This window comes from Nonomuraea angiospora, from assembly GCF_014873145.1.
Lineage (GTDB): Bacteria > Actinomycetota > Actinomycetes > Streptosporangiales > Streptosporangiaceae > Nonomuraea > Nonomuraea angiospora.
This window is the reverse complement of sequence record NZ_JADBEK010000001.1, coordinates 12835578-12856457: the sequence shown is the minus strand read 5'-3', so window position 1 is coordinate 12856457 and position 20880 is coordinate 12835578. Positions and strand designations below refer to the sequence as shown.

Here is a 20880-nt window from a genome sequence, read left to right as displayed (position 1 = left end):
GCGATTACCTTGTGAAGGGCGGCGCATGGGCGAACCCGGGCTCGATCATGTCCTCGACTCCCTCCGGTCGCGCCTGGCCGCCTTCGAGGACACCGGCGACCCCTCCGGCGTCTTCTCCGACGCCGCCACCGAGGAGGCCGCCCTCCTGATCGACGCGGTGCGCGAGCGCACCGCGGCCGGCCTGGCCGGCGCGTGGGACGACACCGCGCTCGCCGCGGCCGGGCGGCTGCACTGGAAGCGGCATCTCACGGTCCCGCCCTCGGACACGGTCCACGACGAGGCCGCCCTCCTCCTGTTCGTCCGGCCGTTCCGGGCGGACAGGTCGCTCGTCCCCGAGGTGGTCTGGAGCCGGCTCGCCGGGCCGACCGAGGAGGCGGGCCGGCTCAACCTCCTCGAGACGCCGGCCGCGGAGATCGCGGAGGTGGCCGAGGCGGCCGCCGGCCACGGCCTGGCGCAGTCCCTGGTCCTGCCGTTACGCGTGGCCGCCGCCATGCTGCCCGACCGCCATCCCGGATGCGCGCCCGTGCTGTCGGCCCTGGCGAGCGTCCACCACCTGCTCCACGGCGACGGCCACGACGGCGCCCTGGACGCCGCGATCGAGGCGGCCGGCCGGGCCGCCGCGGTCATGGCGGACGACTGGCCGGGCCGCGCCGTCCTGCTGTCGAGGCTCGGCCTGTTCCGGTGGGAACGTTACAACCGCGACGGCGACGAGGCCGAGCTGACGGCCTCCGAGCAGGCCGGCCGCGCCGCGGTGCGGGCCTGCGGCGACGGCGACCCCGCCCGGCCCGGCTGCCTGCACAACCTCGTCATCGCGCTGCTGAGCCGCTACGAGCTCGCGCCCGAGCCGTCCGTCCTGGCACAGGCCCTGGAGGCGGGCCGGGAGGCGGTCCGCACCACCGATCCCGCTCGCCGGGCCGCGCCGCTGCACGCCCTCTCGCTGGCCGCCGCGCTCGGGCTGTGCTTCGACCGCACCGGGGATCCGGCGGCCCTGGCCGAGGCCGAGCGGGCGCTGGCGGCCGTGCTGGAAGGCGCCGCCGACGACAACCCGTACCTGCCCCTGGTGCGGGCCCGCCTGGACGAACTGGCGCACGCCACCGTGGTGGAGGCCGCGCCCGATGACCCCGAGCGGCCCGAGCACCCCCCGCCGCCCGGCCGGGGTCGCGGGCCCCGCAAATGGAGGTGGACGCGTGCCGGATGATCCGAGGCTCGCCGGCCTGCTGTCCCGCGTGGTCAGGAAGGGCGACCCTGACGCCCTCGACGCCGCCGTCCGCCTGGTGGAGAGCGACCCCGACGCGCTCGACGCCGCCGTCCACGTGGTGGAAGGCGACCCTGACGCGCTCGACGCCGCCGTCCACGTGGTGGAAGGCGCCCCTGACCCGGCGGCGTCCGTCGCCGACAGGCTTCTCGGCCTGGCCCGCGACGCCAAGAGGTCGCGCAACGTGGGCGTCGCCTGGCGCGAGCGCGCCGTGCGGATCACCCGGGACCCCGCCGACCTCGACCGGGCGGTGGCGGCGCTGGAGCGGGCCCCGGCCGGCGACGTACGCGTCCAGCGGGAGCTGGCCTCCACCCTGTACCTGCGCCATCAGGCCGAGGGCGAGGACGCCGACCTGGACCGGGCGCGGGCCGCCGCCGAGGCGGCCCTGGACGACCCCGAGGCCCGCGCGGTCCTCGCCACGATCCTCAGGCAGGCGCCACGGGATCCGGCGGACCTGGAGCGGGCCGAGTCCCTGCTGGCCGAGGCGGTGACCCGGCTGCCGCGCTCCCACGAGTGGCGGCCCGGCCTCCTGCGCGACCTCGCCAGACTCCTCGAGGACAGGTACACCCGCACGCGGGACCCGCTGGCGCTGGACGAGGCGATCGCCGCCTGGCAGCGCGCGGCCGACGCGGGTGGCCGCTCTCACGCCGAGCGCCCGCACTACCTCACCGGCGTGGGCCATGCCCTGCGCAGGCGTTACGAGAGCACCGGGGACACCGGCGACGCCGAGCGTTCGCTGCGGGTCCTGCGCCGGGCGCTGGAGGCCGCGGGTCCGGGCCACCGTCACCGCGCCGACTACGTGAGCAATCTCGGCACCGCCTACCAGGACAGGTACGGCTTCTCCCAGGAACGCGCCGACCTGGACCGGGCGATCGAGCTGCACGAGGAGGCGCTCGCGGCCCGCGAGGACGATCCCGGTTTCCTGGCCAACCTCGGCAACGCCCTGCGGCTGCGCTCCATGGCCGGGAGCGATCCCGCCGACCTGGACCGATCCGTCGAGCTGCAGGAACGGGCCCTCGCCGGCCGCCCGGACGGCGGGACGCCCCGCCTGCTCAACCACTTCGGCCTCACGTTACGGCTGCGCTACCTGCGCCAGGACGACCGCGCGGACCTGCTCAGCGCCATCGGCCTGCACGAGCGGGCGCTCGCCGCGACCCCGGAGGAGCACCGCGACCATCCGCTGTTCCTCGCCAACCTCGCCAGTGACCTGCGCCTGCTCCTGGCCGCGAACGCCGGCCAGGCGGACGGCGACCACGCGGACGCCGGACGGGCGGACTTCGACCACGCGGTCGAGGTCCACGAACGGCTGGCCGCCCTCGCCTCGCCGGGGCCCGACCGCGACAACGCGCAGGCCTGGCGCGCCTGGACCCTCTTCGCCCGCTATGAGGCGTTCGGCGCGGAGAGCGACCTGGCCGGGGCCGCCGCGGCGATGCGCGCGACCGGCGACGCCTCCTCGCCCGAGCTGACGCGGCTGGCCGGGCGGATCCGGCTGCACGAGGCGAACGTACGCGTACACGAGGCCACCGCCCCTCCCGGCGACGACCGGCTCGCCTTCGTGATGAGCGGCACGCACGCGGGCCGGACCAGGCACCTCGTGATCGTCTGCGAGCCTGGCGCGCCCCTGGTGCTCCCGCCGTCCGCCGAGCGGCCCGACGCCGTGTTCTTCCTGGGCGCGTGGGACCAGGTGGAGACGGACGCCGATCTGCTGATCCTGTCGAAGGCGGACGACGGCTACCTCACCACCGGTTACCCCCTGCCGGACGGGGATCCGCCCGGTCCCGAGGCGCTGGCCGCCGAGGTGCTGGCGTACACGCGGCATCCGCCCGAGCTGCGCGGGCCGTACCGGGTCGAGTGGACCGACCTGACGGCCTTCGTCATCTCCGGCCACTTCGCGTGGGGCCCGCGCAGGCTCGGCGTGGTCACCTCGCGTCCCGGCCACTGGATCCGGACCGCCCAGGACGAGGAGGCCCTGGTCGAGCTGTTCCACACCATGATGTACGAGAGCGGCGCCGACGCGACGAGCTGGGTCAACGACAGCCCGCTGCCGTTGCACGACCGGATCACGGTCCCGGAGTCGCTGCCGGCCGGCGGACCCGCCGCGCTCACGCCGTCGGAGTTCGGCCGGCTGGTGCTCACCATGGCGACCACGTACCGGCACGGAGATCTCACCTACCACTGGGTCTCGCCGGGCGACCTGCTCGCGCACAGCGTCCAGTACCGCGCGGACGACAGCGAGCCGTGGACCGTCGGCGAGCTGCGCGACTGGCCGCCCGGCGAGGACGCGGCGACCGCGAAGGACGAGGCCTGGGAGTGGTCCCAGCAGTGGTACGCGGGCAACTACGGCACCGACGCGCTCACCGCGGTCCGCGAGGACCGGCTCATCGACGCCTTCCACGCCTTCTCCCTGCACATCAGGCTGGTCAAGCCCGCCTCCGTCGAGCAGGCCATGGCGAGCATGCACTGCGGCGACACCGTGCTGGACGCCCTGCTCCGCAACGGCCACCCCGACCTGAGCGCGTGGGTGGCGGAGCGCTGCGCCGTGCTGGCCGGCCGCTTCGAGCTGCCGACCGTCCAGCGCGAGATGCTGCGCGAGGCCGCGATCGCGTACGAGGCGCAGGGCCTGCTCGACGCGGCCCTACGGTGCTACGACCAGGCGCTGGACATCCCCGCCGACGCCCCGGCCGGCCCCGTCGAACGCGAGATGCGCCGGCTGTCCGTCACCCGGCGCAACCTCCACCTCGACTACGTCACCACCAGCGTGAGCCTCCTGGCCGACCACGAGCCGGAGGGGCTCTACCGGGACGGGCTCGACGGGCGGGCCGCCCGCCTCGTGGCCGCCGCGCGGCTGCACCTGGAGGCGGCGGAGCTGCTCGTGCGGGAGGAGCCGGAGGAGACCAGCCGGTGGGCCCGGCTCGCCGTCCAGGTGTATCGCCCGCGGATCGGCGACCTCCTGGGAGAGCACGCCGAGGCGGTCGAACGGCTCGACCGCCTGATAGCGGGTCAGGACCTGGCGGCCCAGCCGAGGCTGCTGGCCACCGCGCACGTGTTCCGGCTGGCGGCGCTGCGGAAGCTGGCCGGCCTCGACGAGGTCTGGGCCGCGCGGTACGACGCCTGCCTGGCCGAGGCGGCCGCCGGCGAGCGGCAGTGGCCGGGCGACCGCGCCTGCGTCGCCGAAGTGCTCAGGGCCGACAGGCTGACCGAGCTGGGGTCGTTCGGCGAGGCCCTGAGCTGGGCGGTCCACGCGCTCAACGTCCAGCTCCTGGCCGAGAAGCGCCGGGTCGCCGTGCCCGCCCCCGGCGAGTCGCACGCCGGCTGGATGGCGATCGACGTGCCCGCCCGGCTGAACGAGATCTGCCACCGGATGGGCAACGCCTCCGAGGACGCCAGGATGTTCCACCGGCTCTGCTTCTCGGCGGTGGAGAGCGCCAAGAGCCGGTGGTTCCGCCGCGATCTGCTCAGCGGGCTGGAGACCCGCCCCGACGGCAGCGTGACCTACCAGCCGATGACGTATCCGGCCGAGGAGTTCGACGAGCTGCTCCTGCGGGCCTCGCGGCTGGTCCGGCGCCCGCCCGCGCCCCCTGAGCGCAGGCGCCGGTGGACGATCGGGCGCGGCGGGCGGGCCCGCTTCACCGCGGACGGGCGCCGGGCCGCCGGGCGGCCGGCCGTCGCCGAGGCCTTCCCCGAGGGCCACACCGGCGACCTGCGCCGCCGCCTGCCCGAGGGCGCCGCGCTGGTGTCGTTCTACCTCACCGCCGAGCACACCTACCTCACCTGCCTCACCCCCGAGCGCAGCCTCACCATGCGGCTGCCCATCCCGGCCCGCGCGCTCAACCGGGCCGTGCTGGCGCTCCAGGCGGGATTCTCCGGCACGGGCCTGTACGGCCGCATCGACCCCGCCCACCCCTACGACCTGGACGAACGGCTCATCGAGCCCGTGCGGGCGCTGGGCTGGCACCTGCACCCGCTCGCGCCGCTGCTGCGCGACGCCCCGCTCGTGCTGGTCGCCCCCCACCGCGCCTGGCACAACATCCCGATCCACGCGCTGGTCCTGCCCCTGGTGTGGGAGACCGGGCGCTGCCCCGCCTGGTCGTACGTGCCCAGCCTCGGCGTGGCCGAGGACCTGGTCCGGCGCGCGGCCCGGCGACCGGCGCGCACCGGGCCGGCCGCGATGCTCACGGTGCCGGGCGGCGAGGAGGAGCACGAGACGTTCCTGGCCTGCCACCGGCGGATCACCGGCGTGCTGGGCCGGGCGGCCACGCGCGCCGAAGGGGTGTTCGGGCGGGACGCCACCCCGGAGGAGGCGCTGTCCACGGCCACCCGCGTGGACCTGCTCCACACCCTGGCCCACGGCTCCCACCGGGAGGGCGCCGAGGTGATGGAGTCGGGGCTGGCGCTGTCCGGCGGCGTGCTGTCCGGCTCCGCGCTGCTGTCCGGGCACCTGTCCGCCGCGCACCTCACCTTCCAGGCCTGCTCGGTCGGCAGGGTGGTGACCTCCATGAGCGACGACATCTGGGGGCCGACCAGGGCGGCGCTGCTGAGCGGCGCCGACAGCGTGCTCGCCCCCATGTGGGACGTCGACCTGGAGTCGTCGACCCGCCTGCTGGAGACCTTCTACATCCGTTGGCTCATCGACGGGCAGGACAAGGCGCTGGCCTTCGCCGAGGCGCAGCGTGACATGTGGCGTGCCGAGGGTCCGGATGCCTGGAGGCACATGTATCACTGGGCGGCGTTCAAACTGACGGGAGTATGAGATGACGTTCGAGGGGCTCAGCGAGGCCCAGCTCGCCCAGGTGCTGCAGCACCTGGTCAGCCGGTACGACACCGAGGAGCCGGCGATCACCGAGGAGGAGGTCGCGGACCGGGTGGCGCGCGACCGGGACTTCCTGGTGGAGGCGGCCGAGGAGGCCGGGGTGGAGGCTTCCGGAGAGCGGGAGGCGCGGCTCGCCGACCTGCTCGACCTGATCCTGGAGGCGGTGCCGGAGACGCGCGAGGCGGTCGGCGACGCCGTGGCGCAGGTCCGCCGGTCGCAGACCCTGCCGCTGTCGGACGTCGCGACGGACATCCTGGTGATCGCCGCGTCGGCCGCGCTGCTGCGGCCGCAGCTCACGCTGCGCAGGGTCAAGAAGGGCCAGAACCGCGAGCTCGATCTCAAGGTGAGCGTCGGGGGCGGGGGCAAGGGGGTGAACGCGCTGCTGGAATGGGTGATGCGGTTTCTCGGCCCGGGCCAGGGCGGCAGTCCCTGACCAAGCCGATTTCGCGCTTGCAGACGATCTATTCCAGCGCCCTTAAAGGCCGTCGCAAGCTTTCACATTCACGTTTTATTCATGCGACGTCTAATCACCATCATTTCGCCCGCCATCGCCGGCTTGATCGCCGCCGCCGGCCTCGCCGGGCCGGCGCGGGCGACCGGGCCCGGCGGGCTCGACGCCTATTACGGCCAGCGGGTGGCCTGGTCCTCCTGCGGCAACGGATATGAATGCGGGAAATTGCGGGTCCCGCTCGACTATTCGAAGCCCGGTGGCCGGCAGATCAGGATCAGCCTGGTCCGGTTGCGCGCCACCGGAAAGAAGATCGGGTCGATCGTGCTCAATTTCGGCGGCCCGGGCATCTCCGGTGTCGATTCGTTGAAGGCCGCCAAGACCATGGTGTCCCCTTCTCTCAGGCAGCGGTTCGACGTGGTCAGCTTCGACCCGCGCGGCGTGGGCGCCTCGGCTCCCGTGCGCTGCCTCGGCACGCTCGGCCTCGACGCGCTGTTCGCCACCGACCCGACGCCCGACAACCGCACCGAGGTCAAGCAGGCCGAGCAGTGGGCCAAGGCGTTCGCCGGCGCCTGCGCGAAGAACGCGGGCAAGCAGCTCCTCGCGCACGTCGGCACCGGCGAGGCCGCCAGGGACATGGACGTGATGCGGGCCGCGCTGGGCGAGCGGCGGCTGACGTACCTGGGCTGGTCGTACGGCACCTACCTCGGCGCCAGGTACGCCGACCTGTTCCCCACGAGGATCCGCGCCATGGTGCTCGACGGCGCCGAGAACCCCGGCCAGACCGGCGTCGAGTTCGCCCGGTCGCAGGCCAAGGGCTTCCAGGTGGCGACCGAGTCGTTCATGCGCGACTGCTTCAAGGCCAAGGACTGCCCGTTCAAGCAGCACTCCGTCGGCGCGGCCTGGAAGCGGCTGGACGCGCTGTACAAGCGGGCCGACCGGGCGCCGCTGCGCAACACCTACGACGGCCGGCAGGTCAGCGAGGCCGTCGCGCGGACCGGCGTCATGAACGCCCTCTACGCGGTGGCCTACTGGCCGACGCTGCGGGTCGCGCTGGCGGAGGCGTTCAAGGGCGACGGCACGAAGCTGCTGCTGCTCGCCGACGACTACAACGGCCGGCGGGCCGACGGCACCTACGACAACCGGTACGAGGCGCTCATGGCGATCAACTGCCTCGACCACCCCGAGTCGCGCTGCCCGTACTGGCCGGTCAAGGGCACCAGGTTCACCAAGAAGGTGCGGGCGCAGGGCTCGCCGCCGATCGTCGTGGTGGGCACGACCCGCGACCCGGCCACGCCGTACGGCCTGGCGAAGGCGCTGGCGTCCCAGCTGTCGAAGGGCGTGCTGCTGACCAACGACGCCGACGGGCACACCGCGTACAGCGGCGGTTCGAGCTGCGTGGAGAGGCAGATCGACCGCTACCTGATCACGGTCGTCCCGCCGCGGCCCGGGGCCTGCTCGGGCAAAGCCTGAGCCCCCTGCTCCCCCAGTCCCACACCACGGTGTGGGACTGGTGTCGTTCGGGTCAACCACGGTCGCGCCTGCGAGGCGCGCGTGCCGTGCCGGGAGAGATTGGCGGACGTAGCCGGAAAAGTCCCTCCCGAGGAGCCCATGGAGTCGCTGCTGGTCCTGCACGCGGTGGCGGCGGTGTGCGCTCCCTGGCTGGTCAGGCGCACGTCCCTGGCCGTGCTCGCCCTTCCCCCGGGCATCGCCTTCCTCGCCGTGCTGCTGTGGCTGCCCCCGCGCGAGAGCGCGGCGTGGGCGCCCGTGCTGGGGCTGGAGCTGTCCTTCCGCGCCGACGCGCTCGCCGTGCTGATGATGTCGCTGGTCACCGGCGTGGGCACGCTGGTCATGATCTACAGTTCCCGCTACTTCTCCCGGGACGACCCGGGGCTCGGGCGCTACGGCTGCTTCATGACGGGCTTCGCCGGGTCGATGCTGGGGCTGGTGGCGGCAGACGACCTGCTCCTGCTGTACGTCTTCTGGGAGCTGACCACCGTCTTCTCCTACCTGCTCATCGGGTACGACCCCGAGAGCAGGCTGAGCAGGCAGGCCGCCATGAAGGCGCTGATGGTCACCACGTTCGGCGGCCTGTCCATGCTGGCGGGGTTCGTCCTGCTCGGGCAGGCCGCGGGCACGTACCGCGTCTCGGACGTCGTCGCGCACCCGCCCCGCGTGGCCCCCGTCGCCGTCGTGCTCATCCTGGCCGGCGCGCTGTCGAAGTCGGCGATCTTCCCGTTCAGCATGTGGCTGCCGCCCGCCATGGCCGCCCCCACCCCCGTCTCGGCCTACCTGCACGCGGCCGCCATGGTGAAGGCCGGCGTGTACCTGCTGGCCAGGCTCGGCCCCGCGCTCGGGGACCTGACGGTCTGGCGGGCGGTGGCGGTGCCGCTCGGCCTGGTCACGATGGTGCTGGGCGGGTGGCGGGCGCTGCGCGAGACGGATCTCAAGCGGCTGCTCGCCTACGGCACGGTCGGCCAGCTCGGCTTCCTCACGGTGCTGTTCGGCTCGGGCGACGGGGGCGCGGCGCTGGCCGGTGCGGGCATGTTGCTGGCGCACGCGCTGTTCAAGGCCGCGCTGTTCCTGGTGGTGGGCATCGTCGATCACGCGGCCGGCACCCGGGACCTGCGCGAGCTGAGCGGGGTCGGCCGGTCGATGCCGTGGGTGTGCGGGGTCGCGGTGCTGGCGGGAGCGTCCATGGCGGGGCTGCCGCCGCTGGCGGGGTTCGCGGGCAAGGAGGCCGCGCTGGAGGCGCTCATGGGCGCGCCGGTCGTGCTGGCGGGCGTGGTGGCCGGGTCGGCGTTGACGGCGGCGTACACGCTGCGGTTCCTGTGGGGCGCGTTCTGCGACAAGCCGGGGGTGGCGGAGCGGGAGGTGCATCGCATGCCCGCGGCCATGACCGGGCCTGCCGCGCTGCTGTCGCTGCTCGGACTGGTCCTGACGCCGTTCGCCGGACGGTTCGCCTCCACCTTTTCCGGATATATCGGGACATTTCGCATTAGAGGGCATGAAGTCCATCTGGCGGCGTGGGGCGGCTTCACCCTGCCGCTCCTGCTGTCGGCGGTGTCGGTGGCGGCCGGAGTGGCGCTGTTCCTGGCGAGGGAGCCCGTGGCCAGGGCGGGGGCGGCGCTGCACGTGGTCGACTCCGGGCGGGTCTTCTGGGCGCTCATGCAGCGGCTCGACCGCTTCGCCATCCAGCTCACCGGCTTCATCCAGCGCGGATCCCTGCCGGACTACCTGACGCTCACCCTGCTGGCCGCGGTCGGCGTCGGCGTCTTCGCCCTCGCCTCCGGCGGCCCGCCCCACCTCGGCGTGCCCGTCGTCCTCTGGCAGCGCCCCGAGCAGCCCGTCGTCGCCGTCCTGACGGTGGCGGCGGCCGTGCTGGCGCTGTTCGCCCGCGCGTTCATCCTGCTGGCCCTGGTCGTCGGCCTCACCGGGTACGGCACGGCGCTGCTGTTCCTCGCGCACGGCTCCCCCGACCTGGCGCTCACCCAGTTCCTGGCCGAGACGGTGAGCCTGGTCATGTTCGCGCTGGTGCTGCGGCGGCTGCCGCTCGGCCCGGTCAGGGGGCGGCTGCCGTTCCCGTTCAGGATGGCGCTCGGGCTGGCCGTGGGGGTGGTGGTCACGGGCGCGGCCATGCTGGCGATGGGCGCGCGGACCGCCGAGCCGATCGGCGCGCGCATGGAGGCGGCCGCCGCGCAGGCCGGCGCCAGGAACATCGTCAGCGCCCTCATCGTCGACGTCCGCGCCTGGGACACCATGGGCGAGAGCACGGTGCTCGTCGTGCTGACCCTGGGCGTGACGAGCCTGGTGTTCCTGCGGCGCAGGTCGTACCACATCGAGCCGGTCACGACGCCGCCCGCCGAGCGCTCCCGCTGGCTGTCGGCCACGCTGCCGCGCGGGCAGCGGGCGCTGGCGTTCGAGGTGGTGGCCCGGCTGACGTTCCACACCGTGCTGGTGCTCTCGGTGTTCCTGCTGTTCATCGGGCACAGCGAGGTCGGCGGCGGGTTCGCCGGCGGCATCGTGGCCGGGCTGGCGATCACGGTGCGCTACCTGGCGGGCGGGCGGAACGAGCTGGCCGCCGCGCTACCGGTGCACGCCGGGGTGCTCATGGGCGCCGGGATCACGCTGTCGGCGGGCACGGCGCTGATCGGGCTGCTGTTCGGCCGGGCGGCGCTGGACCTCCTGGCCGTGGACGTGAACGTGCCCCTGGCCGGGCACCTGCACGTGTCCACGGGGCTGCTGTTCGACCTCGGCGTGTACGTGTCCGTCGTCGGCATGGTCCAGGACATCCTGCGCTCCCTCGGCGCCGAGCTGGACCGGCAGGAGAGCACGTGACCGTCACCCTGCTGCCCTTCCTGGCCTGCTTCGCGATGGTCGCCACCGGGGTCACGCTCCTGCTGGAGCGGAGCCTGGTGCGGGTGCTGGCCGGCGTCGTCCTCCTCGGCAACGGCGTCAACCTGCTGATCGTCACCGCGGGCGGCGACCCGGGCGGGCCGCCCTTCGTGGACGTCCGGGGGCGGGCCGACCCGCTGCCGCAGGCCATGGTGCTCACCGCGATCGTGATCACCCTGGGGGTTACGGCGTTCCTGCTGGCCCTGGCGCACCGGACGTGGCAGCTGTCCGGGAGCGACGAGGTCCAGGACGACACCGAGGACCGCCGCGTACGGCTGCGCGCCCGGCGCGGCGAGCTGAGCGACGCCGTGCGCGCCCGGCGGGACGCCTACCGGCGGCTGGTCGCCGAGCAGCGCGCCGAGCTGGCCAAGCTCGCGGCCGAGCAGGCCGAGCGCGAGCGGCTGCAGGAGGCCGACCTGGAGCAGCGCATCTCCAGGGTGCACGACGAGCTCGAACGGTGGATGCACGAGCGGCTGCGGGAGGGGCTGACGGAGGAGGAAGTACATCTGCGCTTCGAGGAGGCCGGGCGGCGCGAGGACGCGGCCGCCCTGGACAACGCCGAGCGCATCGAGCAGCTGCGCGAGCAGCACGCGCGGGGCCGGGAGGAGCAGGCGGCCAGGGAGCGGGCGATGCGGCGAAGGCTCAAGGCACGGCAGCGGGAGGCGCGCAGGCAGATGCGGGCGGCCATCAGGGAGGAGCGGGAGCGGCAGGCCCTCGCGCAGGATCCCGAGCTGGAAGGCGAGGACTGACCATGCCGCGCGCCCGGATCGGAAAGCGAGGACTGACCGTGGAGAGCCGCGTGCCCCGACCGGAAGGCGAGGGCTGATCCCGGTGGAGAGGCTGATCTGCGTGCCCGTGCTGCTGCCGCTCCTGGCCGCCGGCGTGAAGCTGGCGATCGGGGGGCGGCTGCGCCGGCTGCAGTCGCTCATCAGCCTGGTCACCCTCGCCGTCTCGGTCGTCGTCTCGGCGCTGCTGCTGGTCGCCGCCGACACCCGCGGCCCGCTGGTCACCGAGCTGGGCGGCTGGCCTGCGCCCGTCGGCATCTGCCTGGTGGCCGACCGCCTGTCCACGCTGGTGCTGCTGGTGTCGTCGGCGGTGACGTTCTGCGTCATGGTGTACTCGGTCGCCAACGCCTACTCCGCGCAGGAGCACGACGCCCCCATGGCGATCTTCCATCCGGCGTTCCTGGTCATGGTGGCCGGCGTGGCGGACGCGTTCCTGTCGGGTGACCTGTTCAACCTGTACGTGGCGTTCGAGCTGCTGCTGAGCGGCTCGTACGTGCTGCTCACCTTCGGCGGCACCGAGTCCAGGATCCGGGCGGGCGCCACGTACACGCTGATGGCCCTGGCCTCGTCGATGCTGTTCCTGATCGCGCTGGGAGTCACGTACGCGGCCACCGGGACGCTGTCGATGGCCCAGCTCGCCGAGCGGTTCGCCACGTTGCCGGTGCAGGTGGCGCTGCTGGTGGAGCTGACGCTGCTGCTGGCGTTCGGCATCAAGGCGGCGATCTTCCCCATGTCGGCCTGGCTGCCGGACTCCTATCCCACCGCGCCCGCCCCGGCCACGGCCGTGTTCGCCGGCCTGCTGACCAAGGTCGGCGTCTACTCGATCATCCGCCTGGAGGCGCTGCTGTTCCCGGGCGGGCCGGTGTCGACGCTGCTCATGTGGGTGGCGCTGGCCACGATGCTGGCGGGCGTGCTGGGCGCGGTCGCGCAGACCGACCTCAAGCGCATGCTCTCGTTCACGCTGGTCAGCCACATCGGCTACATGGTGTTCGGCGTCGGCCTGTCCTCGGTGGCCGGGCTGGCCGGGGCGATCTTCTACGTGGTGCACCACATCACCGTGCAGACGACCCTGTTCCTGGTGACCGGGCTGGTGGAGCGGCGCACCGGCACCACCTCGGTGAACGGCCTCGGCGGCCTGATGACGACCGCGCCGCTGCTGGCCGTGCTGTTCTTCGTGCCCGCCATGAACCTGTCGGGCATCCCGCCCATGTCCGGCTTCCTCGGCAAGCTGATGCTGGTGCAGGCGGGCCTGGCCGACGGCCGCCCGCTGCCCGTCGCCCTCGTGGCCGGGGGGCTGGTGACGAGCCTGCTCACCCTCTACGCCGTGGCCCAGACGTGGAGCAAGGCGTTCTGGCGCGGCCCGCGGGCCGTGCGGGCGGGCACGGTCGTGGAGAGCGAGGAGTACACCGGCGAGGACCCGACCGTCACGACGACGGCCGTCCCGGCGGCGCTGACGGCGTCGGTGGCGGCGCTGGTCGCGATGGGGCTGTCGTTCACGGTGCTGGCCGGGCCGCTGTCGGCGTTCGCGCACCGGGCCGCCGCCGAGCTGATGGCCCGCGAGCCGTACGTCACGGCCGTGCTCGGGGGGCGGCCGTGAAGCCGCGGCTGGCACTGATCGCCTGGCTGGCGGTGGTGTGGGTGACGTTGCAGGGCGAGCTGTCGGCGGGCAACGCGGTGGGCGGCCTGGCGGTCGCGCTGGTGGTGACGTGGCTGCTGCCGCTGCCCGTCCTCGATCCCGGCATCAGGATCCATCCGGTGGCGCTGGTGGACTTCCTGCTCTGGTTCGGCCTGGACCTGGTGATCTCGACCGCGCGGGTGGTGCTCTGGGTGGTGCGGCCCGGCGTGCCGCCCACCCAGATCGTCCGGGTACGGCTGCGCACGTCCTCGGAGTCCATGACCGTGATGATCATGGTCGCGATCTCGACCGTGCCCGGCAGCCTCGTCGTGGAGGCCTACCCCGAGCAGCGCGAGCTGGTCCTGCACGTGCTGGGGCGGCCGGGAGACGTCACCGAGGCGGTGCGGGCGGACGTGGCCGCGCTGGAGTCGCGCATCGTGGCGGCGTTCGGCACCCTGCGGGACCGGGAGGAGCTGCCGTGACCGTGGTCTACCTCGTGACGCTCGGGCTGCTCGGATGCGCGGCGGCGGCCACGCTCTACCGGGTGGCGCGCGGTCCCACGATGCTGGACCGGGCGGTCGCGGTCGATGTGATGACGTCGCTGTGCATGTGCGGCGTCGGGGCGTTCGCCGTGGTCAGGGACGACTATTCGGACCTGCCGATCCTGCTGGTGCTGTCGCTGCTGGGCTTCGTCGGGTCGGTGTCGCTGGCCCGCTTCTTCGCGGGGAGGTCCCGATGAGCCGGCTCGACGTGTGGCTCGACATCGCGGCGGCGGCCTGCCTGCTGCTGGGCGCGGCGCTGGCGCTGTCGGCCGGGGCGGGGCTCGTCCGGTTCCGCACCACGCTGGACCGCATGCACGCGGGCACCAAACCGCAGGTGCTCGGCGTGCTGCTGGTGCTGCTGGCCATGTGGCTGCACCGGCCCACCTGGGCCAACGCCGGGCCGCTGCTGCTGGCCGGCATCTCGCAGGTGATCACCGTGTCGGTCGCGGCGTACATGGTGGCGCGGGGCGCCTACTCGCGCGAGCGCGCGGACGACGACACCGAGCTCCCCTCGGAGGACTGATCGTCCGAGCGGTTGAGCGCCGCCTGGCCGAACCAGGTCCACAGGGCCAGCGCGGCCAGGATCCCGCCGGTGGTCCAGCCCAGCGCGGGGCCGAACAGGTAGTCGATCACCAGCATGGTGGCCGTCGCCATGGACACGGCCAGCGCGAGCGCGCCCACGATGCCATAGAGGTTGGAGCGCCGTACCAGGGTCTCCTTACGCCCCTGCCGGAACAGCACGCGGTGCTGGGCGGTCGGCGCGATGTAGCAGATGGACGCGACCGCCGCGCTGACCAGCGCCAGGTAGAACAGCCACCGGTCGGGCTGGTCCAGCTTGCCGAAACCGGTCGAAAAAGGCACGGTGAGCAGGAACGCGAACAGCACCTGCACCCCGGTCACCGCCACGCGCGCGCCCTGTAAGAGCTCCACGAAGTTCCGGTCCGCGCGCTCCTGATCCGACTCGTTCTTCACGCCGCCTCCCGCCTTGCAAACGAGAGACTTCTCCTTCCTTGACGGGGCGCGCTAAAACATCGTCCGCAGGATCTTGGGCGGGGTGATGGGCAGATCGCGCACGCGGTGGCCGATGGCGTGGTGCACGGCGTTGCCGATGGCGGCGGCCGTGCCGACGATGCCGATCTCGCCGATGCCCTTGCTGCCCATGGGGTTGAGGTCGCCGTCCTCCTCCTCCAGCCAGACCGCCTCGATCCGCTCCGCGTCGGCGCAGGCGGGCACGTGGTACTGGGCCAGGTCGCGCCGCAGGAAGCCGCCGAACTCCTCGTCGGTGTACGTCTCCTCCATCAACGCCATCCCCATGCCCATCGTCATGCCCCCGATGAACTGCGACCTGGCCAGCGCGGCGTCCAGGATGCGGCCCGCGGCGAAGACGCCGAGCAGGCGCGACACGCGTACCTCGCCCGTCACGGAGTTGACCCGCACCTCGGCGAACTGGGCGCCGAAGGCGTGCCTGGCCAGCTCCGCGTCCCGCGCGACCTCCTCGGTGGTGTCGGCGCGGCCCACCGAGCCGTTGACCTTGAGGTGCTCGCAGGCGCGTACGACCGCCGAGCCCCACGAGGCCGTGCCCATGGAGCCGCCCGCGAGCGGGGCGTCCGGCAGGTCGCTGTCGCCCAGCTCGACGTGTACCCGGTCGGGCGCGACGCCCAGCGCGCCGGCCGCGATCCCGGTCAGCGCGGTACGCGCGCCCGTGCCGATGTCGGCGGCAGCCACCTGGACGAGGAAGTCGCCCTCCCGCATGGTGACGACGGCCTTCGACGGCCGGCGCTTGGCCGGGTAGGTGGAGGAGGCCACGCCGGTGCCGATCAGCCACTCGCCCTCCCGGTGGCGCCCCGGCTCGGGGTCGCGCCGGTCCCAGCCGAAGCGGCGGGCGCCCTCGCGCAGGCAGGCGACCAGGTTGCGGGAGCTGAACGGCAGGCCGCTGTCCGGCTCCGTCTCCGGCTCGTTGAGGACGCGCAGCTCGATCGGGTCGATGCCGGCGGCGCAGGCCAGCTCGTCCATGGCGGACTCCAGCGCGTACATGCCGGGGCACTCGCCGGGGGCGCGCATCCACGACGGGGTGGCGACGTCCAGCCGGACGAGCCGGTGCGCGGTGCGCAGCGCGGGCGTGGCGTACATGACGCGGGTCGGGGTCGCGGTCTGCTCGGCGAACTCCACCAGCGTCGAGCTCTGCTCGTAGGCCACGTGCTCCAGCGCCGTGAGCCGGCCGTCGGCGTCCGCGCCCAGCCGCAGCCGCTGGATCGTGGGCGTGCGGTAGCCGGTGACGTCGAACATCTGCTGCCGGGTCAGCACGATCTTGACGGGCCGGCCGACGGCCCTGGCGGCCAGGGCGGCCAGCACGGCCTGCGGCCGGGAGGTGCCTTTCGAGCCGAAGCCGCCGCCGACGTGCCGGGACACCACCCGCACCTGCTCACCGGACAGGCCGAGGGTCTGGGCGATGAGGTCGCGGCTCGAGGACGTGCCCTGCGTGGTGTCGTACACCAGCAGCCTGCCCTCGTCGTCCCACAGCGCGAGGGCGGCGTGCGGCTCCATCGGGTTGTTGTGCAGGACGGGGGTCGTGTAGGTCACGTCGACGACGGTCTCGGCCGCGTTGAGCCCGGCTTCGACGTCGCCCTTCACGGTGTCGGACGGGAAGCCGGGGTTGACTTTCTCCGGCCGGTAGAGGTTGGGGTGGTCGGCGCGCAGGGCCACGTCGTGGAGGTCCTGCTCGTACTCGACGACGATCGCGTCGGCGGCGGCGCGGGCGTTCTCGTAGGTGTCGGCCACGGCGGCGGCCACGAACTGGCCGCGGTAGGCGACCTCCCGGCTCTGGAACAGCGCCAGCTCGCCCTCGGCGCCCGGGCCCAGCCGGGGCGGGTCCTCGCTGGACAGCACGGCCAGCACGCCGGGCATGGCGAGCGCGTCGCGGGCGTCGATGCGCCTGATGCGGCCCTTGGCGATGCGCGACTGCACGGGATAGGCGTAGGTGACGCCCTCGACCGGGTATTCGGCGGCGTACGTGGCCAGCCCGGCGACCTTGACGCGGCCTTCGACGCGGTTCACGGCGCCAGCTCCTCAAGCGTGCGGACGATCAGATTGCGGGCCAGCGGCACCTTGAAGTCGTTGCGCGGGAGCGGACGGGCCCGTTCCAGCTCGGCCTCGGCGGCGGTGCGGAACGCCTCGCCGGTCGCCGGGCCGCCGACGAGCACCTGCTCGGCGTGCTCGGCCCGCCAGGGCGCGTGGGCCACGCCGCCGAGCGCGATGCGGCAGCCGGCGACGGTGCCGTCGCGGACGTCGAGCACGGCGGCGATGGACACGAGGGCGAAGGCGAACGACGCCCGCTCGCGTACTTTGCGGTAGAGCGAGGCGCCCGGCGGAGGCGCGGGCAGCTCCACGGCGGTGATCAGGTCGCCCTCCTCCAGCACGGTGTCCCGCTCGGGGGCGTCGCCCGGCAGCCGGTGCAGCCCCGGCATCGGCACGATCTTGTCACCGCCCGGGCCGGTGACGTGCACCTCGGCCTCCAGCGCGGCCAGCGCGACCGCCAGGTCCGACGGATGCGTGGCCACGCAGGCGTGCGAGGTGCCGAGGATCGCCAGGTTCGTGTGGTCGCCCTCGATGGCCGGGCAGCCGGAGCCGGGCTGGCGCTTGTTGCACGGCCGGGTCACGTCCTGGAAGTACGGGCAGCGGGTGCGCTGCAGCAGGTTGCCGGCCGTCGTGGCCATGTTGCGCACCTGGCCGGAGGCGCCGGACAGCACCGCCCGGGCCAGCATCGGGTAGCGGGAGCGCACCAGGGGGTGGGCCGCGAGATCGCTGTTGCGCACGGCGGCGCCGACGCGGAGCCGGCCCCCGGCCTCCTCGATGGCGTCGAGCGGCAGCTTGCCGACGTCCACCAGGCGGTCCGGCTCGGCCACGCCCAGCCGCATGAGGTCCACCAGGTTGGTGCCGCCGCCCAGGTACATGGTCCCCGGCCCGAAGCTGCGCACCGCGTCCGCCGCGCTGCCCGCCCGGGTGTATTCGAAGAGTTTCACGGCGCGACCTCGGCGATGGCGCTGACGATGTTGACATAGGCGCCGCACCGGCACAGGTTGCCGCTCATGCGCTCCCTGATCTCCTCGGGCGTCAGGCCGGGATCCTCGCGGAGATCGCCGGTGATCGCGCTCGGGCCCGGCTCGCCCAGCATCCCCATCGCCGAGCAGAGCTGCCCCGGCGTGCAGTAGCCGCACTGGAAGGCGTCGTGCTCGATGAACGCGGCCTGCAGCGGATGCAGCTCGTCACCGTCCATCAGCCCCTCGACGGTGACGATCTCCGAGCCGTCCGTCGCCACCGCCAGCGCCAGGCAGGAGTTGGCCCGCCGCCCGTCGATCAGGACCGTGCAGGCCCCGCACTGGCCGTGGTCGCAGCCCTTCTTGGCGCCGATCAGGCCCAGCCGTTCTCGGAGCAGGTCGAGCAGCGACATCCGGGGGTCCACCGGCACAGAGTGTGACGATCCGTTCACCTTCAGGGTGATGTCCATGGCGCACGCCTACCCGACCTCCCAGGAGCCAACCTCGGAGGGGGTAAAGCGCGGTCCAGCGAGTGGTGTCCGTTTTGTAGCTGAGCTGAGGGGTAGCCGAGCGGACATGGGGGTGTCGATCGACGAGCAGGTGACGGAGTCGGCGGCGATACTCACCGTCAACGCGGGGTCGTCGAGCTTCCGCCTGGACCTGGTGGAGGGCGGTTGCGTGCTGGACCGCGTGCGCACCGAGCGCGCGGTCGATCCCGGCTCGGCCAGGCGGGAGCTGTCGTCGTTCCTCGGCGGGCACTTCGGGCGCGACATCCGCGCCGTGGCGCACCGCCTCGTGCACGGCGGCGATCTCGTCCGCGCCCCGGCCGTGGCCGACGACGAGACGGCCGACGGGCTGCGCGGCCTGACGAGCCTGGCGCCGCTGCACCTGCCGCCGGCGCTGGCCCTGCTGGACGCGGCCCGCGCGGAGCTGCCCGCCCTGCCGCACGTGCTCTGCCCGGACACCGCCTTCCACGCGGGCCTGCCGGAGGAGGCCGCGGTCTACGCGCTGCCGCTGTCCTGGCGGGAGCGGTACGGGCTGCGCCGCTACGGCTTCCACGGCCTGTCGTACGCGTGGGCGGCCGACCGGGTGGCCGAGCTGCTCGGCCGGCCGCTCGCGGAGCTGGACCTCGTGCTGACGCACCTGGGCGGCGGCTGCTCGGTGTGCGCGGTGTCGGGCGGGCGCAGCCTGGACACCTCGATGGGCTTCACCCCGCTGGAGGGGCTGCCCATGTCCAGGCGCTCGGGCAGCGTGGATCCCGGGATGCTGATGTGGCTGCTGGGGTCGGGCCGTCTTTCGGTGGCGGAGCTGAGCGAGGGGCTGGAGCGCCGCTCCGGCCTGCTGGGGCTGTCGGGCGGCTTCTCGGGGGACACGCGCGAGCTGGTGGCGGCCGCGCGGGAGGGCGACTCGGCGGCGGAGCTGGCGCTGGAGGTGTTCAGCCACCGGGTGGCCAGGGAGATCGCCGCCGCGGCCACCTCGCTGCGGCGGATCGACGCGCTGGTGTTCACCGGGGAGATCGGCTGGGACCAGCCCGAGGTGCGCGAGGCCGTCTGCGCCCGCCTCGGGCTGCTCGGCATCGAGCCTCCCGTGCTCGGCAACCGCCACGACGACGGGCCGGTCAGCGCGTACGACGCGGCCGTGCCCGTCATGGTGGTGCAGGTGCGCGAGGAGCTCCAGCTGGCCCGCGAATGCCTGCGCGTGCTCGCGGAGGAGGACGAATGACGGTTCTCGACGAGGTACGCCGCTCGGCGCTGCCGCTGACCGGCCCGGGGGACCTCGACCCGCTGATGGAGCGCGTCGGCGAGGCACGGTTCGTGCTGATCGGCGAGGCCACCCACGGGACGCACGACTTCTACACCTGGCGGGCGGAGCTGACCCGCCGCTTGATCGCCGAGAAGGGATTCGGTTTCGTCGGGGTCGAGGGCGACTGGCCCGACTGCGAACGGGTGCATCGGGCCGTGACCGGCGACACCGATCCCTTCGAGGCTCTCTACACGTTCGAGCGCTGGCCGACGTTCATGTGGGCCAACGAGGAGGTCGTGCAGTTCTGCCGGTGGCTGCGGCGCCACAACGCCGGGCTGCCGCGCGAGGAGCGCTGCGGCTTCCACGGCCTGGACGTCTACAGCCTGTGGGACTCGCTGCGCGCCGTGCGCCGCTACGCCGCCGCCCGGCTGCCGCACGAGATGGAGCCGGTCATCGACGCGTTGTACTGCTTCGAGTCCTACGGCCACGACCCGCAGCAGTACGGCCTGGCCACCCGGCTGGTCCCGGAGGGCTGCGAGGACGAGGTCGTGCAGCTGCTCCAGGCCGTGGTCCGCGCCGCGCCCGGCGACGAGCAGGGCTTCAGCGCGCGCCAGAACGCCGAGGTCGTGGCCGGGGCCGAACGCTACTACCGCTCCATGATGCGCGGCGGCCCCGAGTCCTGGAACGTCCGGGACGTCCACATGGCCGACACCATGGCCCGGCTCGCGGACTTCTCCAACGCCAAGGGCGTGGTGTGGGCGCACAACACCCACGTGGGCGACGCCCGCGCCACCGACATGGCCGCCGCCGGCATGACCAGCCTCGGGCAGCTGGCCCGGGAGCGCTACGGAGACGACGCGGTGCTGGTGGGGTTCGGCACCCATCGCGGGTCCGTGGTGGCCGCGACCGCCTGGGGCTCGCAGCACCACGTCATGCGGGTGCCGCCGGCGCGGCCCGCGTCGCTGGAGGCGCTGCTGCACGAGGCCGTCGTCGAGCCCGAGGTCCTGTTCGTGGTCCCGCCCAAGTGGACCAGGCCCTCCTGGTACGACGAGCCGATGGGGCACCGGGCGGTCGGCGTCGTGTACCACCCCGAGCGGGAGCTCAGGGGTAACTACGTGCCCACGGTGGTGGGCGGCCGCTACGACGCGTTCATCTGGCTGGACGAGACCAGGGCGCTGCACCCGCTGCACGGCGAGCCGTGGGGCGACGCGGAACCGGAGACATACCCGACCGCCATGTGACCTTTGTCGGTG

16 protein-coding genes are annotated in these 20880 nt (G+C 73.6%); 12 read left to right on the top strand and 4 right to left on the bottom strand.

The annotated features are described in order from the left end of the window. Positions 1–25: 25 nt before the first annotated feature. The 10 genes from H4W80_RS58900 (at position 26) to H4W80_RS58855 (ending at position 14373) form a co-directional block, all read left to right on the top strand. Positions 26–1198, top strand: a complete 1173-nt coding sequence (locus tag H4W80_RS58900; RefSeq protein WP_192792984.1) for a hypothetical protein — start codon at positions 26–28, stop codon at positions 1196–1198. Continuing rightward, positions 1188–6005 carry a CHAT domain-containing protein gene (locus H4W80_RS64245; protein ID WP_192792983.1) on the top strand — a complete coding sequence of 1606 codons (4818 nt, stop codon included), beginning with the start codon at positions 1188–1190 and terminating at the stop codon, positions 6003–6005. The genes H4W80_RS58900 and H4W80_RS64245 overlap by 11 nt, the downstream gene beginning before the upstream one ends. A gap of 1 nt (position 6006) precedes the next feature. Next, a complete protein-coding gene (locus H4W80_RS58890; RefSeq protein WP_192792982.1) occupies positions 6007–6498 on the top strand; it encodes a hypothetical protein in 492 nt (163 codons plus the stop codon). Positions 6499–6579: 81 nt separating this feature from the next. Continuing rightward, entirely contained in the window at positions 6580–7986 is a 1407-nt protein-coding gene (locus tag H4W80_RS58885; RefSeq protein ID WP_192792981.1) for an alpha/beta hydrolase, read from the top strand. A 138-nt stretch (positions 7987–8124) separates the two neighbouring features. Further along, positions 8125–10851 carry a Na+/H+ antiporter subunit A gene (locus H4W80_RS58880; RefSeq protein ID WP_192792980.1) on the top strand — a complete coding sequence of 909 codons (2727 nt, stop codon included), beginning with the start codon at positions 8125–8127 and terminating at the stop codon, positions 10849–10851. Then, complete coding sequence (locus H4W80_RS58875) at positions 10848–11657, top strand: Na(+)/H(+) antiporter subunit C (protein ID WP_192792979.1); 810 nt, start codon at positions 10848–10850, stop codon at positions 11655–11657. The genes H4W80_RS58880 and H4W80_RS58875 overlap by 4 nt, the downstream gene beginning before the upstream one ends. Before the next feature lie 82 nt (positions 11658–11739). Beyond that, positions 11740–13290 (top strand): Na+/H+ antiporter subunit D, encoded by a 1551-nt coding sequence (locus H4W80_RS58870; RefSeq protein WP_318787579.1) that lies wholly within the window; start codon positions 11740–11742, stop codon positions 13288–13290. Beyond that, a complete protein-coding gene (locus H4W80_RS58865; RefSeq protein WP_192792978.1) occupies positions 13287–13790 on the top strand; it encodes a Na+/H+ antiporter subunit E in 504 nt (167 codons plus the stop codon). Before H4W80_RS58870 ends, H4W80_RS58865 begins: the two co-directional genes overlap by 4 nt. Further along, positions 13787–14047, top strand: coding sequence for an MrpF/PhaF family protein (locus H4W80_RS58860; protein ID WP_192792977.1), 261 nt, complete (start codon positions 13787–13789; stop codon positions 14045–14047). The genes H4W80_RS58865 and H4W80_RS58860 overlap by 4 nt, the downstream gene beginning before the upstream one ends. After that, positions 14044–14373 carry a cation:proton antiporter gene (locus H4W80_RS58855; RefSeq protein ID WP_192792976.1) on the top strand — a complete coding sequence of 110 codons (330 nt, stop codon included), beginning with the start codon at positions 14044–14046 and terminating at the stop codon, positions 14371–14373. Before H4W80_RS58860 ends, H4W80_RS58855 begins: the two co-directional genes overlap by 4 nt. Here the strand turns inward: H4W80_RS58855 and H4W80_RS58850 are convergent. Genes H4W80_RS58850 through H4W80_RS58835 form a run of 4 tightly spaced genes read right to left on the bottom strand, consistent with a single transcriptional unit; the run spans position 14322 to position 18354 of the window. Continuing rightward, entirely contained in the window at positions 14322–14822 is a 501-nt protein-coding gene (locus H4W80_RS58850; RefSeq protein WP_192792975.1) for a DUF6328 family protein, read from the bottom strand. The genes H4W80_RS58855 and H4W80_RS58850 overlap by 52 nt on opposite strands. Positions 14823–14873: 51 nt before the next feature. Continuing rightward, complete coding sequence (locus tag H4W80_RS58845; RefSeq protein ID WP_192792974.1) at positions 14874–16904, bottom strand: xanthine dehydrogenase family protein molybdopterin-binding subunit; 2031 nt, start codon at positions 16902–16904, stop codon at positions 14874–14876. After that, entirely contained in the window at positions 16901–17869 is a 969-nt protein-coding gene (locus H4W80_RS58840; protein WP_192792973.1) for an FAD binding domain-containing protein, read from the bottom strand. The genes H4W80_RS58845 and H4W80_RS58840 overlap by 4 nt, the downstream gene beginning before the upstream one ends. After that, positions 17866–18354 carry a (2Fe-2S)-binding protein gene (locus H4W80_RS58835; protein ID WP_192792972.1) on the bottom strand — a complete coding sequence of 163 codons (489 nt, stop codon included), beginning with the start codon at positions 18352–18354 and terminating at the stop codon, positions 17866–17868. Before H4W80_RS58835 ends, H4W80_RS58840 begins: the two co-directional genes overlap by 4 nt. A 106-nt stretch (positions 18355–18460) precedes the next feature. Between H4W80_RS58835 and H4W80_RS58830 the strand changes: the two genes are divergently transcribed. Further along, positions 18461–19606 (top strand): acetate/propionate family kinase, encoded by a 1146-nt coding sequence (locus H4W80_RS58830; protein ID WP_192792971.1) that lies wholly within the window; start codon positions 18461–18463, stop codon positions 19604–19606. After that, complete coding sequence (locus H4W80_RS58825; RefSeq protein ID WP_192792970.1) at positions 19603–20868, top strand: erythromycin esterase family protein; 1266 nt, start codon at positions 19603–19605, stop codon at positions 20866–20868. Before H4W80_RS58830 ends, H4W80_RS58825 begins: the two co-directional genes overlap by 4 nt. Positions 20869–20880 lie beyond the last annotated feature (12 nt).